The 15561-nt window shown below is 33.7% G+C and carries 18 protein-coding genes and 1 pseudogene; 12 read left to right on the top strand and 7 right to left on the bottom strand.

Annotation, left to right across the window (positions count from 1 at the left end; translation table 11 throughout):
- Positions 1 to 2: 2 nt before the first annotated feature.
- The 5 genes and pseudogenes from DPQ31_RS13590 (at position 3) to DPQ31_RS13570 (ending at position 5019) form a co-directional block, all read left to right on the top strand.
- A complete protein-coding gene (locus DPQ31_RS13590) occupies positions 3 to 566 on the top strand; it encodes a DNA topology modulation protein (protein WP_208732037.1) in 564 nt (187 codons plus the stop codon).
- Positions 567 to 598: 32 nt separating this feature from the next.
- A complete protein-coding gene (locus DPQ31_RS13585) occupies positions 599 to 1294 on the top strand; it encodes a formylglycine-generating enzyme family protein (RefSeq protein WP_106080550.1) in 696 nt (231 codons plus the stop codon).
- 74 nt (positions 1295 to 1368) lie between these two features.
- Positions 1369 to 2565, top strand: coding sequence for a macrolide family glycosyltransferase (locus DPQ31_RS13580; RefSeq protein WP_098911904.1), 1197 nt, complete (start codon positions 1369 to 1371; stop codon positions 2563 to 2565).
- A 76-nt stretch (positions 2566 to 2641) separates the two neighbouring features.
- A pseudogene (locus DPQ31_RS13575) lies at positions 2642 to 3178 on the top strand (phosphatase).
- Between the two features lie 473 nt (positions 3179 to 3651).
- Complete coding sequence (locus tag DPQ31_RS13570) at positions 3652 to 5019, top strand: lytic polysaccharide monooxygenase (protein ID WP_208732036.1); 1368 nt, start codon at positions 3652 to 3654, stop codon at positions 5017 to 5019.
- A 301-nt stretch (positions 5020 to 5320) separates the two neighbouring features.
- On the opposite strand, the gene DPQ31_RS13565 is transcribed toward DPQ31_RS13570, so the two are convergent.
- From DPQ31_RS13565 to DPQ31_RS13545, 5 genes are all read right to left on the bottom strand, one after another.
- Positions 5321 to 5785 carry a hypothetical protein gene (locus tag DPQ31_RS13565; RefSeq protein ID WP_000024959.1) on the bottom strand — a complete coding sequence of 155 codons (465 nt, stop codon included), beginning with the start codon at positions 5783 to 5785 and terminating at the stop codon, positions 5321 to 5323.
- Positions 5786 to 6081: 296 nt separating this feature from the next.
- Positions 6082 to 6585: an exosporium protein ExsF gene (gene exsF / locus DPQ31_RS13560; protein WP_000953228.1), complete on the bottom strand. Its 504-nt coding sequence runs from the start codon at positions 6583 to 6585 to the stop codon at positions 6082 to 6084.
- Between the two features lie 652 nt (positions 6586 to 7237).
- The gene (locus DPQ31_RS13555) at positions 7238 to 7672 is read right to left on the bottom strand and encodes a GNAT family N-acetyltransferase (protein WP_098711330.1); all 435 of its coding nucleotides are present in this window, start codon (positions 7670 to 7672) and stop codon (positions 7238 to 7240) included.
- Between the two features lie 114 nt (positions 7673 to 7786).
- Positions 7787 to 8449, bottom strand: a complete 663-nt coding sequence (gene rpiA, locus DPQ31_RS13550; protein ID WP_098711329.1) for a ribose-5-phosphate isomerase RpiA — start codon at positions 8447 to 8449, stop codon at positions 7787 to 7789.
- Positions 8450 to 8453: 4 nt separating this feature from the next.
- Complete coding sequence (locus DPQ31_RS13545) at positions 8454 to 8774, bottom strand: 2Fe-2S iron-sulfur cluster-binding protein (protein WP_001125383.1); 321 nt, start codon at positions 8772 to 8774, stop codon at positions 8454 to 8456.
- A 143-nt stretch (positions 8775 to 8917) separates the two neighbouring features.
- Here DPQ31_RS13545 and DPQ31_RS13540 point away from each other — a divergent pair, with 143 nt between their 5' ends.
- Both DPQ31_RS13540 and clpP read left to right on the top strand, forming a co-directional pair.
- Positions 8918 to 9604, top strand: coding sequence for an RNA polymerase subunit sigma-70 (locus DPQ31_RS13540; protein ID WP_098711328.1), 687 nt, complete (start codon positions 8918 to 8920; stop codon positions 9602 to 9604).
- Positions 9605 to 9625: 21 nt separating this feature from the next.
- Entirely contained in the window at positions 9626 to 10207 is a 582-nt protein-coding gene (gene clpP, locus DPQ31_RS13535; RefSeq protein ID WP_000991620.1) for an ATP-dependent Clp endopeptidase proteolytic subunit ClpP, read from the top strand.
- Positions 10208 to 10251: 44 nt separating this feature from the next.
- On the opposite strand, the gene DPQ31_RS13530 is transcribed toward clpP, so the two are convergent.
- Positions 10252 to 11109, bottom strand: coding sequence for a glycine betaine ABC transporter substrate-binding protein (locus DPQ31_RS13530; protein WP_001227651.1), 858 nt, complete (start codon positions 11107 to 11109; stop codon positions 10252 to 10254).
- A 171-nt stretch (positions 11110 to 11280) separates the two neighbouring features.
- Here DPQ31_RS13530 and DPQ31_RS13525 point away from each other — a divergent pair, with 171 nt between their 5' ends.
- Both DPQ31_RS13525 and DPQ31_RS13520 read left to right on the top strand, forming a co-directional pair.
- The gene (locus tag DPQ31_RS13525; protein WP_000370617.1) at positions 11281 to 12486 is read left to right on the top strand and encodes a quaternary amine ABC transporter ATP-binding protein; all 1206 of its coding nucleotides are present in this window, start codon (positions 11281 to 11283) and stop codon (positions 12484 to 12486) included.
- Complete coding sequence (locus tag DPQ31_RS13520) at positions 12479 to 13315, top strand: ABC transporter permease (protein ID WP_001084771.1); 837 nt, start codon at positions 12479 to 12481, stop codon at positions 13313 to 13315. The genes DPQ31_RS13525 and DPQ31_RS13520 overlap by 8 nt, the downstream gene beginning before the upstream one ends.
- 49 nt (positions 13316 to 13364) lie before the next feature.
- Here the strand turns inward: DPQ31_RS13520 and DPQ31_RS13515 are convergent, their stop codons facing one another.
- Positions 13365 to 13601: a hypothetical protein gene (locus tag DPQ31_RS13515; protein WP_000283217.1), complete on the bottom strand. Its 237-nt coding sequence runs from the start codon at positions 13599 to 13601 to the stop codon at positions 13365 to 13367.
- A 211-nt stretch (positions 13602 to 13812) separates the two neighbouring features.
- On the opposite strand from DPQ31_RS13515, the gene DPQ31_RS13510 reads away from it, so the two are divergent.
- From DPQ31_RS13510 to DPQ31_RS13500, 3 genes are all read left to right on the top strand, one after another.
- The gene (locus tag DPQ31_RS13510; protein WP_001213777.1) at positions 13813 to 13989 is read left to right on the top strand and encodes a glycine zipper domain-containing protein; all 177 of its coding nucleotides are present in this window, start codon (positions 13813 to 13815) and stop codon (positions 13987 to 13989) included.
- A 115-nt stretch (positions 13990 to 14104) separates the two neighbouring features.
- The gene (locus DPQ31_RS13505; RefSeq protein WP_208732035.1) at positions 14105 to 14590 is read left to right on the top strand and encodes an HIT family protein; all 486 of its coding nucleotides are present in this window, start codon (positions 14105 to 14107) and stop codon (positions 14588 to 14590) included.
- Entirely contained in the window at positions 14568 to 15410 is an 843-nt protein-coding gene (locus DPQ31_RS13500) for a PP2C family serine/threonine-protein phosphatase (RefSeq protein ID WP_098711327.1), read from the top strand. Before DPQ31_RS13505 ends, DPQ31_RS13500 begins: the two co-directional genes overlap by 23 nt.
- The last annotated feature ends 151 nt before the right edge of the window (positions 15411 to 15561 follow it).

Here is a 15561-nt window from a genome sequence, read left to right as displayed (position 1 = left end):
ATATGAAAAAAATCATATTAATTGGTTCTGGTGGTTCAGGAAAATCTACATTAGCAAAGCAGTTAGGAAATAAACTAAATATTAAGGTGCATCATCTTGATGCATTGTTTTGGAAAGCGAACTGGGAAGGTGTTCCTCGAGAAGAACAAAGAAAAGTTCAAAAAAACTTAATTAAAGAAGAAGAGTGGATTATTGATGGGAATTATGGCGGGACGATGGATTTAAGACTGAATGCAGCGGATACAATTATCTTTCTTGATATTCATAGAACGATGAATGCAGCGGATACAATTATCTTTCTTGATATTCATAGAACGATTTGTGTTTATCGTGCTTTTAAAAGAATTGTACAATATCGAAATAAAACAAGACCGGATATGGGTGCCGGATGTGAAGAAAGACTAGATTTACAATTCTTTAAATGGATATGGGAGTATCCGAATAAGAAAAAACCTGCCATTTTAAAAAGACTAGATCAATTAAGTAAAGGAAAAGAAGTGATTATTTTAAAATCTCCAAATGAAGTGAAACGGTTTTTGAAGAAGTACGATAAGATAAGTAGTTAGATTTTAAAAAGAAGTAATATGGGGGGATACTATTGAATACATTCATTCGCTCGATTGATTCTAATATGATGGAAATTCCAGCAGGAGAGGTAGTATTAAGAGATGATCGAATAAAAAAAGAATGGCAAGTTCAAATAAAACCATTTCTTCTTGCAAAGTATGCTGTAACAATGGAAATATATAATGCCATTACAAATCCTACATTAAATAATGATAAAGATAGTAATAAACCAATTGTAAATATTTCATGGAATGATACAATTGCTTTTTGTAATTTACTTTCTAAACAAGCGGGATTAACAGCGTATTATTCTATTAGTGATGATGGAAAAAAGGTTAGTTGTAATATAGAATCTGACGGCTACCGATTGCCATCTGAGGCAGAGTGGCAATACGCATGTAAAGCAGGTACGACGGGATATACATATGGGGAACTTCAGAAAATAGCGTGGTATAATGAAAATTCAATTGGACAAATTCATGACGTCGGTAAAAAAGAGCCGAATGCATGGGGACTTTATGATATGTTAGGAAACGTTTGGGAATGGTGCTATGACTTGTATGATGAAAAAGTGTACGGATCGTACCGAATTTTTCGTGGTGGTAGTTGGGCTGAAGCAGCTAGAGGCTGCGGCGCGACTTGTCGCCGTCGTAGCCATCCTACATTTCATATAGACGATCTCGGTTTTAGGCTTGCTAGGTCAATTAAGCAGGAAAATGATACATAAAATACCGTGAAGAGTATGGAAAATATCCATACTCTTTACAACATAGAAATTTTAAAATGTAAGGAGTATTTTGAATGGCACGTATTTTATTCATTAACGCTGGATCAGAAGGACATATAAATCCAACATTACAAGTTGTAGAAGAACTGATTTCTCGCGGTGAAGAGGTCGTTTATTTTTCAATAGAGGCTTTCAGGGAGCGTATTGAGAAGACAGGTGCTACTGTACGAACGATAGATGATCAAAAATTTATACAAGCATTTCTTTCCGGTGGTCGAAATTATTTACAGGAAAGAATAAACGGCCTTCTACATACAGCAGATATTGTAATACCTAGTGTTTTAGAGCAAATTGAAGGAGAATATTTTGATTACATGATCCACGATTCTATGTTTGGCTGTGGTCATTTAATTGCCCAAATTCTTAATCTTCCGGCCATAAATTCCTGTACATCTTTTGCGCAGGATGAAAAAGCATTTAAACAAATGTTAGACCATCTTTCTAAAAATATCCCAGTGGAAGTGCAGAATAGAATATATAATGATTTTCAAAACTTAACTAGAGAAATTGCAGGGAAATATGGTGTTGAAATAAATTCACCGTATGAAGTTTTCTGTAATCCAGCACCGCTTACTATTGTGTATACGATTAAGGAGTTCCAACCTTTTGGTAATACGTTTAATGAAACATTTAAATTTGTAGGTCCATCTATTTCTGCACAAGGGGAAAATGAAGATTTTGATTATACTTCAATTGAAGAACAAAGCCTGATTTACATTTCACTAGGTACTGTTTTTAATGAAGCAATTAATTTTTATAAACTTTGTATGAAGGCATTCGAAAATAGTAAACATACAATTGTTATGTCTATTGGTAGTAAAACGAAAATAAGTGATTTAGGTGATATTCCTAAAAACTTCATTGTGAAAAACTATGTACCGCAAACCGAACTACTTACATATACAAAATTATTTATTACACATGGCGGGATGAACAGTACGCATGAAGGACTATATAACGGAGTTCCACTCGTTGTAATTCCGCAAAGTGCAGATCAGCCAGTAATCGCAAAGCGAGTAGAGAGTCTCGGAGCAGGAGTTAAATTGCAAATGCAAGGATTAACTGCGGATAAACTTAGTAAAAGTGTAGAAATAGTATTAAGTAATCCATCATATAAAGAAGCTGCTTTGAATTTGAAGGAGTCTCTCCGAAAATCAGGTGGGTATACGCAAGCAGTTGATGAAGTTTTTAAATTTACTGGCCGGTATTAAAACTATATATGTGAAAGGGTGTCTATATTAAATGATGTAGACACTTTTATGTTATATGAAGCGAGGAATTAATTATATGGAAAGAATGAAAGTATTAAATGTGAATTTTGAAGATATGACAGCTACACCATTTTTTCAAGTGGAGGCAAAAAATAGAATTAGATTCGATATAGAATTATTTGAGGGGAATTTGAGAAAATTAAGAGGACTACTGACTGAACTTTTTAAAAGCCCCGATACAATTGACGTTTCATTTACTTCCGGTTATATAACATATGGTAAAAGTAAGAGAGTAAATGAGAAAACAAAAATTGGAAGGTTCATGAAGATTAAAAATTGGACAGAAACGCAAGTAGACGTTGATGATCTTGAAAGTACAATCATATTTACTACGATTAAAGGTGTCAATGAAGATGAAGTATATAAATATTGCAAGTATGTCGTTAATGGTGGTTAGCAAGCTTATATTTCTTTTTATAACGATACTTATTTGTTGTATATAAGTACAGACGTAATTGAAATTATTTCACCAGATACAAGTTTAATAGAAAAATTAAAAATCCAATACTATGAAGAGTATGACAAGTTTTATGAAACTATTTTGAAACATTAAGGATTATTCGCAATACATAAGTAATTTCACGTACCCAATAGAGACATATATTGAATATGGAAATGGAAGGGTGTTACAAAAAAATATAATCTTACATCGCTATGCATATCAAGTTGATTAACAAATATTTCGAGAAGACTTGGTGCAATCCATCCGCGTATACAAAATGCTTTTATATGGCCTTTTTTTACAAGATTTATAATTGCTATTACGAACTTTTACTTTATAATTTTAAGATGTAGTTTTATGTGTTAATAATAATTTCACTGTTTCTGCACAACTTCTGCACGTGTTTAGGTAATTTCTATGTCATGATATATTCAGTAAGTGAAATATATCACATGGAATGAAATATTTCTTTACTACGGTGTATGCATAACTTATGCATACATCACTACAATATTGTCTCGTGTTATTCTTTTACATCAAAGCCCACATTACACTACGAAGTATAACAAGAAGGGGACATGAACATGAATAATCGAATTTTAAAACATCTACAGAACATGAAAATGAACAAAAAAAGTCTAGGAGCTGTTGCATTAACAGCGGGAATTATCGGCACGACACTTATTCCTCAAAATGCTTACGCGCATGGTTTTGTTGAAAAGCCTGGTAGCCGTTCCGCTTTATGTAGTCCAACTTATGGTGCACTAAATGTAAACTGCGGAAGTGTTATGTATGAACCACAAAGCTTAGAAGCACCAAAAGGATTCCCGCAAGCTGGTCCAGTTGATGGACAAATCGCTTCTGCAGGCGGAAAATTTGGTGGTATTTTGGATCAACAAACAGCGGATCGTTGGTTTAAAAATACAATCACTGGCGGAGAAAATACGTTTACTTGGAAGTTTACAGCGCCACATTTAACAAGCAAATGGCACTACTACATTACTAAAATAGGCTGGAATCCAAATAAAGCACTAACAAGAGCAGACTTTGAGCCAATTGGAACTGTACAACATGATGGTTCCGCAGCTTCAAATAATGTAGCACACAAAATCAATGTACCTACGGATCGTAGTGGCTACCATGTGATTTTAGCTGTATGGGATGTAGCTGATACAGCAAATGCGTTCTATAATGTAATTGATGTAAATCTCATCAATAATGTGAAACCAGACACAGAAGCGCCAAGTATTCCAAATGGAATTCAGACACAAAAAGTAACAGCGAATAGTATAGAACTAACATGGAACACTTCTACGGATAATGTAGGAGTAAAAGGGTATCAAATCTTCCGTAACGGAGAGATGATTGACACCGTACCAGGCACTCATTTTATTGATAAGAAATTACAACCAAGTACAGAATACTCTTATACTGTAAAAGCAATTGACGCAGCTGGCAATGTATCGAAAGAAAGTACAGCGCTTACAGCAAAAACAACAGTTGAGGCTCCTGATACAGAAGCACCAACACAACCAAAAGGATTACATAGTATGGGAACGACAGCGTCAAGTGTGGACCTAATGTGGAGTCCATCTGACGATAATGTTGATGTAGACCATTACGATATTTATAGAGAAATAGAAGGAACAATGAAAAAAATCGCAACATCTAATACGACTTCTTATATGGATAATAATTTACTCGCTAATAAGACTTATAAATATGTAGTGAAAGCTGTTGATGTAGCTGGAAATGAATCCGTACAAAGTGATATATTCACAATTACTACAAAAACTGAAAGCGCTTCATATGGAGAGTGGGATGCAAAGAAAGCGTATAAAAAGGGTGATAGAGTCCTATACGAAGGAAAAGTGTATGAAGCCGTACAAAATCATCAAGGAAATGGGGATCCAAACTGGATTTATGCTTTATCCTTATGGAGAGCAGTGTAAGTTTTACCTCAAAATGAAATAAAAGATAATGGGCTTTGATGCAAAAAAAGGAAGCTTGAGAATTCACTTTTCTGCTTATAAAAAAGACGACGTATTCAGCGTCGTCTTTTTTATAAATTTTACTTTCCTCCATTAAATGATGATAAGTCCCGTAATTAAACAAAAGCGTTAATATAATAAAAAAGGAGAAATGAGAAATGTATAGAAAAATCGTTGAGTATGATTCTAAAATGTTTTTAAAAATGTGGTGAGTGAAAAAAAGAACCCTTTATAAAAGGGGTTCTTCTGGTGAGTGAATCTATTAATTGCAATCTTGATAATATTCATCACATGAATCGTTATTCTCGTTACAGCAAATACAAAATGTTTTTTGGACAAATAAACTAACTATACTAGTAGAACCTTCCTGTTTTGTAAGAGTAAGACTTTGAAAATCTTCAACTTGAAATATTTTTGTTTGAACAGGTTGTAATGTTGTAGTAATTGGGCGGCTAGATTTTCTTGTGAGAATAGTTACTTGAACGGGTGCACTCATGCCGACGACGAATAACTGAATTAATGTTTTATTATGATTGTTTGTAAAATCCTCGAATACAGTTTGTGGAGCAGTGGTTTCAAGGAAAACAGATACAGGTATATTTCCATTTGCATTTTCTGCAGAACCAGCAATTGTATGGGTTTCAATAAAACAGTTATTTTTTTGATCGTCCGAATGTGATTGTTTTTTATAATATTTTTTACCATCTTTATAAAAATAATTTGCCATACTTATGTTACTCTCCTTTCTTTGAGATATCAATATATATTATTAAACAAAAGGAAAAAGTGCTTGTACAAAAGGTTAACATCCGCTATCGTAAATAATTGAAAACGCTATTTGATATGTATATAATTTGAGAATGTTTTAGTTTTTAAGTAAAAATAAAGCACACATTAAAGTGTGCTCCTATGAAAGCTTTAAATTTGTATGACTAAATAGTCACCATACAATAAAATATGCTTATTTAATATAAATGTGTGTCGAATCTATAATAATATATTTCGGCTCACATTGCGTTTTTATTACCGAATTTGTGCAACCGTTAACGCTGCCGAACGAATGTCTACAGTACCAATTACTTCAACGGGTACAATTTGAATTAAATCACCAGGGTTTAAGTTAATGAGAATGACACCACTGGATACATCAACTTCACCAGTGCCAAAAATATTAGAACGGACTGCGGTTCCAGATCCTGCAATAATATTAGTTGATGAGTTTAGTGTCAAGAAAAATCGTGCTGCTTCCGGTGCTACGGGAACATTATCAAGGCTAATTGTTAGTGTATAACTAATTTGATATATACCAGCTATTTGAATTCTAATACCAGTTCCAATACTAATTGTATCATTTATTACGGGAACGGTAATATTAGGATTTGGCCCTGTACTAGGTAATAGTAGTGGGGTGAATAATGTTGCAAATTGAGGTGAAGTAGCATTGAAAGCAAAACCAAGGGCAGGTAGTGTACTAGGGGCTTGTGCACCACAATTAAAGTGCGTGAATTTACGACTAGATGAGAGCATATTTTCACTCCTTTCTTTCATTTAGATAACGTAAGTAATAATCTCACGTTTTGGACAAGCATAATACAATATATGAAAATTTATAGTACAAAGTGCAGAAGTGTTACTATTACGGATAATTTTTAATTTTATATAGAAAAAAAGCAGCTAGCCGAATTAGCAAACTACTTGGTAGGTTTTTAAAGAGAAAACAGGAGAATATTGACGGGATATAGATCTTTATTCAGAGGGTTCAAATACCATTAAAGAAAAAAATATAGCATACCGCATTCCAAATCATGCAATCTAAATAATTGTAAAGATTATATATTATAAAATCTGTATAAATAGTCCTCTTGAAAAATTTTGAAATTGGCTAGCAATACAGGGGTAGGTGTAATAGTACCAATTTTAAATTTTATATAGAAGTCACTATTAGGTACATGAATGTATGACTCTCAATACATGGGGATTAAATTTTTTGTACAAGAATTTCATCTTGCGGGGCGTTGTTTTTAATAACTCGAAAGCGGTAGGAACATTATACTGCCAGCAAATTGAAAGTTTATAGATATGATATTAGAATATCCACCAAAAATAATTCAAAACGAATAAGATACAAAAAAGGTTACTATAAGAATACTTCATGTAAATTCATATAGTAACCTTTCTATTATGATAATACTTTCGTCATAAGTATATGTGGAATGCCATCTTCCATAAATACATTGGAAGAAGTTTGATAGTCTAATTTTTTATAAAATCCTTTAGCTTGTGTTTGCCCGTGTAGTTTCACTTTTGTAGCTTTTTTGCTACGGGCAATTTCTTCTAACGTTTGAATAATTACTTTACCTAATCCGTATGTACGATAATCTTTTAAAATACAAATGCGTTCTAGTTTTCCGGCACCATCAACAAATCGTATGCGACCTGTACCTACAGGAAGCTCATTATAATAAACTAAAATATGTTTACATTCTTCACCGATTTTATCAAAGGTATCGAATTCATCTTCAAGAGGGACACCTTGTTCTTTTACAAATACTTCTTTTCGAATGTGAAAGGCAGTTTCTAAATCTGTAAGTTTTGTTATGAGTTTGGATTGCAAATTGTTCAGTCCTTTCTAGTGTAATCAGTTTTTGTTTTCATAGTATATCATAATAAATAGCTATAAAGAGAAGAAGAAAATAATAAAAAGCCGACTTTAAAAAGTCAGCTTTCATTATAGTTCCTTTATCCCGTTTTTAGTACCGATAATCGCTTTCCTTGTCATATTTATAAACAATCCTGAATCAACTACACCAGTAATCATTTTTAATTGTTCGTGTAAATTAGCAGGATTAGATATATGATTAGGAAATATACAATCGATAATCATGTTATGATTATCGGTAATAAAGGTTTCATTATTTTTTATACGTAACGTTGTTTGACACCCTAAAGATTGAATTTTACTTTCGGTTTGTTTCCATGAAAAAGGGATAATTTCAACAGGCAATGGGAAATTACCTAAACGAGCCACAAGTTTTGATTCATCAGCAATAATAATGAGTTCTTTAGAGGAGGAGGCAACAATTTTCTCACGAAGTAATGCGCCACCGCCGCCTTTTATAAGCTGTAAATCGGAATCAATTTCATCCGCTCCATCAATTGTAAGATCAAGACTTTGTACGTCATTTAAAGAAATCAGCGGGATGTTTAGTTGCTTTGCTAAAGCTTCAGTTTCCTTTGATGTTGGAACAGCTTGAAAGTATAGTCCTTCTTGTACAAGTTGACCTAATTTTTGTATCGTCCAATATACGGTAGATCCTGTGCCTAGTCCAATGTTCATTCCATCTTTTACAAAGTTAGCAGCATATTCGCCAACAAGTTGTTTTAAATTCATCATTTTACTCCGCTGGGCGTGGACCGGCAGCTAATCCTGAATTTTCAACTGTAAGTACCGGACGAACGACTATATCTTTATGTACACGCATTTGACAAGATAATCGTAAATGATCTTCAATCCCTTTTTCTGTCATCGCATTTTTTTCATTCGCACTCGCTTCACAGAAATCACCCGCTATAATTTCTACTCTACAAGTTGTGCAACGTGCATTTCCACCACAACGATGAAGAATGTTTACACCGTTATCTTCAATTGCTAATACTAACTTTGTTCCTTCTTTCACATCAAAAGTGCCAGCACCTTCAATTGTTAATTTTGGCAAATTTGTTCCTCCTCACGTAAAATTGTACATAACATATTTATGACCGCGAATTATTGAACATAAACATTATTTTTTTATAAGTCCCGTAACTTTTTCGTTTCATCAATCGTTTATTAAGTAAGCGCTGAAAAGGAGTGGTTATTTTGTGCACAAAAGTAACGCAATTGTTTAAGAAAGATATCGATATGAATCATTCAAATATAAATTTTTTGATTGAAAATTATGCAGAGTTAAAAAGGTATTGTACGTTTTTAACGAAAAACAGATGGGATGGGGAAGATCTCGCCCAAGAAACAGTTTGTAAAGTTCTTCAAAAATATAGTAATAAAGATATTTGCATGACACTTGTATATAAAATAGCTAGAAATCGTTGGTTAGACCAGATAAAGTCAAAATCAGTTCATGAAAAAATAAGGGAACAAATTACTTTCGAAGAACCACATGAAAAAATTGCAAATTTGCATGAAATGGTAGGGAAAGTATTATCTTCATTAAATGTACAACAATCCACAATTTTATTATTAAAGGATGTTTTTCAATATAGTATCGCTGATATCGCTAAAGTATGTTCTGTATCGGAAGGAGCAGTGAAAGCTTCTTTATTTCGGAGTAGAAATAGGCTGAAAACTGTAAGTGAAGAAGGGCTTGAAATCGTTGAATTCACAGAAGATATTGATATTGTTGTAACGTCTATTCGTGAAGAAAGGCCGGAATTGTTAACTAAGCTTCTTCCAACAATAGATTTTACGAAGTTACCAACTAAACAACCTGTCTTATTACTCAGTGCGAAAAACTCTTCTTCCTACAGTTGTATGCTTTGTGCGGCATAACAATTATTGGAGGGATTTAAAATGAATGCAATTCCATATGTAGTAGAGCAAACGAAATTAGGAGAACGTTCCTATGATATATATTCAAGGTTATTAAAAGACCGAATTATTATTATCGGTTCAGAAATTAATGATCAAGTAGCGAGTAGTGTTGTAGCTCAATTATTATTTCTAGAAGCGGAAGATGCAGAGAAAGATATATATTTATACATTAATAGCCCAGGTGGATCAACGACAGCAGGTTTTGCAATATTAGATACAATGAACTTAATTAAACCAGACGTGCAAACGCTTTGTATGGGATTTGCAGCATCATTTGGTGCGTTGTTACTCTTATCAGGTGCAAAAGGAAAACGATTTGCATTGCCTAACAGTGAAATTATGATTCATCAACCGCTTGGTGGTGCGCAAGGGCAGGCAACTGAAATCGAAATAACAGCAAAAAGAATATTAAAGCTAAAGCATGATATTAATAAAATGATTGCAGAAAAAACAGGGCAACCGATTGAAAGGGTAGCACATGATACAGAAAGAGATTATTTTATGACTGCAGAAGAAGCGAAGGAATATGGGATTGTAGATGATGTTGTTACGAAAAAATAAGATAAAACAGGCTAGAGAATATGCGAATTCTCTAGCCTGTTTTATTAATCTTTTATCCATTCATCAACTAACGATTGATTCTTTTCAATCCATTTTCGTGCTGCTTCTTCTGGATCTTTCGTTTTATTTAGCATGACCATTAACGTACCAAGCTGCTCATCGTTCATTTTCCATTTATCAAAGTATTTCACAATATCCGGATGATCTTTTTCGAAACCTTTACGAACGGAGTAATAAATGTCATCTTTTTCACCATATACTTTCTTAGGGTCTTTTAAATATTTTAAATCAAATTCTGAAAAACCCCAATGAGGATTCCAAAGCGTAACAGCGATTGGTTTCTTTTTCGTATATGCCTTTTTTAATTCACTCATCATCGCAGCTTCTGAAGATTGGACAAGTTTTAGTTTAATATCATATTCCTTCATCGCCTTATTTGTTAAATTCATTAGGCTGCTGCCAGGTTCGATTCCGACAATTTTGTTATCTAGTTCATCTTTATGTGCATTTAAATCCTCGATACTGTTTATGTTTTTCAAATAAGAAGGAACGACAAGGCCAAGCCCTGTACCTTCATACCATTTTGATTTTAAGACAATGTCATTTTTATATCGATCATTTAATGGTTTATCCGTAACAGGCAGCCATACTTCTAAATTTGCATCAACATCACCACGAGCGACACCAGTCCAAATTGCAGCTTTTTCTAAATACATGAGTTCAACTTTGTAGCCTTTTTGTTCTAATAACACTTTCCACATGTTTGCAGTTGCAATATTTTCTTTCCAACTTGTTACACCAAGTTTAATTTTTCCTTTCGAATTTGCATTTGTTGCATTACATGAGGTGAAAATCATAGTAATAAATAATGCAAGGCATATAAGCCATATTTTCTTTCTCATTGAAAACCTCCTAAGAAACGTTTGCCTTTTTAAATAAATGTATAAGTAAGCATTCTTATTATGAACGGAAACGAGAATTTTAAAGAAATCTTATGAATGTCATTTTTATGTAATATTTCTTTGTAAAATCGCAACACTATGTAAATAGATGGGTAGAAAAGGAGTAGTGACATGGATAATACAAAGGTGCGTGTTGAAAACGTAACAAAAGTATTTGGGAAACACCCGCAAAGAGCCCTTTCTTTATTAAAAGAAGGAAAAAGCAAATCCGAAATTTTAAAAGAGACCGGAATGAATGTTGGTGTGAAAAAGGCAACGTTTGAAGTATACACCGGAGAAATTTTCGTTATTATGGGTTTATCCGGTAGCGGGAAATCAACGCTAGTTCGAATGCTAAATCAATTAATCAAACCGACAGCGGGGCATATATACATAGATGGTGAAGACATCGCAACGATGGGAAAAGAAGAGTTACGAAGAGTAAGAAGAACGAAAATGAGTATGGTGTTTCAGAAGTTTGCTCTATTTCCGCATCGTACTGTTTTACAAAATGTTGCATACGGATTAGAAATACAAGGAGTTCCAGTAGAGGAACGAGAGAAAAAAGCGTTAGAGTCACTTAAGTTAGTGGGACTCGATCATCATAAAGACAATTATCCAAGTCAACTTAGTGGTGGGATGCAACAGCGAGTTGGTATTGCGAGAGCACTTACGAATGATCCGGATGTTTTACTTATGGATGAATCATTTAGTGCATTAGATCCGCTTATTCGAAAAGAAATGCAAGATGAATTGTTAGAGCTACAAGATAAAATGGAGAAAACAATAATATTTATTACTCATGATTTAGATGAAGCACTTCGAATTGGAGATCGTATTGCATTAATGAAAGATGGAGAAATTGTTCAAATTGGAACGCCTGAAGAAATTATGATGAGCCCTGCTAATGAATTTGTAGAAAAATTTGTTGCGGATGTGAATTTAGGAAAAGTAATTACGGCGGAGTCTATATTAAAACGACCGGAGACTTTATTAATTGACCGTGGACCTCGTGTGGCACTGCAAATTATGAGAAATGCGGGCGTTTCTACAGTATATGTTGTAAACAAAAAGTATGAGTTTTTAGGTATATTAACCGCAGATGATGCAAGTAAAGCAGTACAAAAACAGTGGCCGATTGCTGATTTATTACTTAACGATATTCCGCACGTTTATTTAGATACTTTACTTGAAGAGACGTATGCAAAAATGGCAGAGATGAAATATCCGTTACCCGTTATTGATGAGAAGAAAAGGTTAAGAGGAATTATTAAACGTGAAAGTGTCATTCAAGCTCTTGCAGGTAACATTGAGGAAGAGGTGAAAGACGATGAATAGTATACCGCGTATTCCATTAGGGGAATGGGTCGACTCGTTTGTTGCAAGTTTATATGAGAACTTTGAAGGTTTGTTCCGAGGATTCTCGTATATTATCGGAGGATTCGTTGATTTACTCACTAATTTTTTAACAATAATACCAGCCATATTGATGATTATTATCCTATGTTTCTTCATTTGGTACACAACGAGAAAATTATCTTTAGTTATTTTTACACTCATCGGATTGTTATTTATTTTAAATATTAACTATTGGGCACAAACGATGCAAACATTAGCACTCGTACTTACGTCTGTTATTATTTCGATTATTGTCGGAATTCCAATCGGTATTTTAGCATCTCAAAATGAGCGTTTCTCAAAGTTTTTAAAACCAACATTAGATTTTATGCAAACAATGCCCGCATTCGTATATCTCATACCAGCGATTACATTTTTCGGAGTAGGTGTAGTACCTGGCATAATTGCATCAGTAATCTTTGCGATGCCACCAACAATCAGATTTACAGACTTAGGAATTAGACAAGTTCCGGAAGATTTAATTGAAGCAGCGAATGCATTTGGATCCACAGCATCACAAAAACTATTTAAAGTACAATTACCACTCGCAACTGGGACGATTATGGCCGGAGTGAATCAAAGTATTATGCTTTCGTTATCGATGGTTGTAACAGCGTCACTTGTAGGAGCACCAGGACTAGGAGTAGATGTGTACCGTTCTGTAACACAAGTTAATATCGGAATGGGATTTGAAGCGGGACTAGCCATTGTTGTCATCGCGATTATATTAGACCGCATTACACAAGGATTTCATCAAAAAAGAAAATAACAAAAAAACACACTTTATTATAAAAAGTGTGTTTTTTTGTTCGAAAAGATTACATACGAACAATAACAGAACCGCCAGCTGGTGCACAAACTTGATTTTTTTCTTGTTCCATTGATTTTATTAATTGATTATTTTCTTCGATTAATGAGATTAATTTTGCTAATTGGCTTTCAAGACTTGCGATGCGCTGCATCATATATTGAGAATCGTGATGCAGCGTATTTCTTACGGGATGGGGGGAGTAAGCATATTGTTGATTTATATTTGGATTCCAATGAGGATACATTTGAATCGTTCCTCCTTCAATGAATAACTGATCTTTCTTATAGTAAATGCCTATGTAGATGTAATGGTGACTTGAAAATTCTTTCATATAAAGAGGATTAAATAGGGGGAATGGAAAAGTAATAAAGTACATTTTTTGGAAATTTTCAAGTGGGATAGAAAATATATTAGGAAATAGCAACATTCATGTAAATATTAAATTGGGAGAAATGATGAGAGGAGATGCTATTTTGGCTAATAATAAAAAAAGAAATAATGCAATGACAATTGGTGTCGCTATAGGCGTTGTAATCGGCGTAGTACCTGGCTTATTTACTGATAATGTAGTAATTGGAATTGCGATTGGGATTGTAATTGGAATGGGGATTGCGGTTTTGAAGAAGGAATGAGGTGCAAATTATTAAAATGAAATAATGTAAAAATTCCTAATTTAAAAGATTGAATTTTCGGAATGAAAAACCTGTTTTTCCTTTTTTTATGATATTATATATAAAAAGGATGGTGATGGATATGTCAATAAACAATCCAGCAGAACAAAACTGCTTCATTTGTGAAAAACATAAAGGAAACATTATAGTTCCAGGTGGCGCTATTTATGAAGACGATCTTATATACGTTGGACATGTCCATTGGGATACAGAAGAAACATATCTCGGTTACGTAATGATTGATATAAAAAGACATGTACCTGGTCTTGCTGAATTAAATGAAGATGAGGCGAAAGCATTTGGACTTATAACAAGTAGAATAAGTAAAGCGCTAACAGAAAACGAAGGTGCAGAACATATTTACACGTTTGTTTCGGGTAATGGTGTACCGCATTTACATATGCATATTATTCCCCGTTATCCGGATACACCAAGAGAATTTTGGTCGCCTACTGAAGTAGCAAATTGGACTGGTGCACCATATGGAGGTTCTGAAGAAATTAAAAAACTATGTGAAAGAATACGAAATTATATGGTAAATGAGTATGTATACAACAAATAATAACCAATATTCATGGGTTGGAAATACGGAAATGTGTTTAGGGGAAATCTCAGTTAAGCAATATGATGACATTGTACTTGGTAAATACGGTGGGAATATAAGTGCCGGAGCAAAAAAGAATGAAGACGGTGCGTTAGTTTGGTCAAATGATGATTGGGAATTTGCAGCTATTTTAGACGGGCATAATAGCGCAGAAAGTGTTGATTTAGTTATACATACAATCGAAAAAGAATATGTAAATATAAAAATAATGATGAATGAACGAATTGAAACAGTTTTTCAATCAGTTGCAAATCATATACTTACAATTTTTCAATCCTCCTCATTTAAAGAAAAGTGCAAAAGAGTTAAAGGTGAAACAGCTTTTTTACTATGTGTAAGAAAAGAAAACTACATATGGTGGCTATCTATTGGAGACTGTCTCGTTTATGTATTTCATGATGAATTACATAAATTAGGGCAATACGCACTAAATCAACGTCATTTTTACGAATGGATTGGCAATGTAAATACATTTGAATTACCTGTACCTTGCTATTCATCAGGAATTCGTGAATTACGTACTGGCAACAATCGAATTGTAATGGTGACAGATGGGGTATTAGAATGTGGGGAACGTCGTTATGAAACGCCATTAAATCTGTATAACGATATGAATGAAAATAAGATAGAGCTTAAAGAAAATGTTCACAATGTTTTAGAACACGTGCATCATCAATTGGGGCGAGATAGTGCAACAATTATTAGTTGGGATGTTGAAAATAAAAAGAATGCTACGTATCCGAGTGATCAGCCGGAGAAAATGAAAGTAAGAAAATAAAAGGAGGGGGGTCCGTCAATTACAAAAATGGCTCTATTAATTTTATAGGTACTATCCATATTCGCTTATGAAAGAATAGCAAGAAAAAAGTTAAACATCCTGAAACAAAAAGGATGAGAAATAGATTGTTGTTGTACAATACATAAAACAT

The sequence above is a fragment of the Bacillus sp. COPE52 genome, from assembly GCF_003355115.1.
Lineage (GTDB): Bacteria > Bacillota > Bacilli > Bacillales > Bacillaceae_G > Bacillus_A > Bacillus_A toyonensis.
The sequence above is the reverse complement of the archived record's forward strand: the minus strand, read 5'-3'. Positions and strand labels throughout refer to the sequence as shown.

Bases quoted from the DNA above. Each gene is read 5' to 3' on its own strand.
- DPQ31_RS13505 (WP_208732035.1), top strand. From the start codon at position 14,105: ATGGATATGTCAATAAACAATCCAGCAGAACAAAACTGCTTCATTTGT.
- DPQ31_RS13510 (WP_001213777.1), top strand. From the start codon at position 13,813: ATGAGAGGAGATGCTATTTTGGCTAATAATAAAAAAAGAAATAATGCA.
- clpP (WP_000991620.1), top strand. From the start codon at position 9,626: ATGAATGCAATTCCATATGTAGTAGAGCAAACGAAATTAGGAGAACGT.
- DPQ31_RS13500 (WP_098711327.1), top strand. From the start codon at position 14,568: ATGAGTATGTATACAACAAATAATAACCAATATTCATGGGTTGGAAAT.
- exsF (WP_000953228.1), bottom strand. From the start codon at position 6,585: ATGCTCTCATCTAGTCGTAAATTCACGCACTTTAATTGTGGTGCACAA.
- DPQ31_RS13570 (WP_208732036.1), top strand. From the start codon at position 3,652: ATGAATAATCGAATTTTAAAACATCTACAGAACATGAAAATGAACAAA.
- DPQ31_RS13530 (WP_001227651.1), bottom strand. From the start codon at position 11,109: ATGAGAAAGAAAATATGGCTTATATGCCTTGCATTATTTATTACTATG.
- DPQ31_RS13580 (WP_098911904.1), top strand. From the start codon at position 1,369: ATGGCACGTATTTTATTCATTAACGCTGGATCAGAAGGACATATAAAT.
- DPQ31_RS13525 (WP_000370617.1), top strand. From the start codon at position 11,281: ATGGATAATACAAAGGTGCGTGTTGAAAACGTAACAAAAGTATTTGGG.
- DPQ31_RS13590 (WP_208732037.1), top strand. From the start codon at position 3: ATGAAAAAAATCATATTAATTGGTTCTGGTGGTTCAGGAAAATCTACA.
- rpiA (WP_098711329.1), bottom strand. From the start codon at position 8,449: ATGAATTTAAAACAACTTGTTGGCGAATATGCTGCTAACTTTGTAAAA.
- DPQ31_RS13520 (WP_001084771.1), top strand. From the start codon at position 12,479: ATGAATAGTATACCGCGTATTCCATTAGGGGAATGGGTCGACTCGTTT.
- DPQ31_RS13515 (WP_000283217.1), bottom strand. From the start codon at position 13,601: ATGTATCCTCATTGGAATCCAAATATAAATCAACAATATGCTTACTCC.
- DPQ31_RS13565 (WP_000024959.1), bottom strand. From the start codon at position 5,785: ATGGCAAATTATTTTTATAAAGATGGTAAAAAATATTATAAAAAACAA.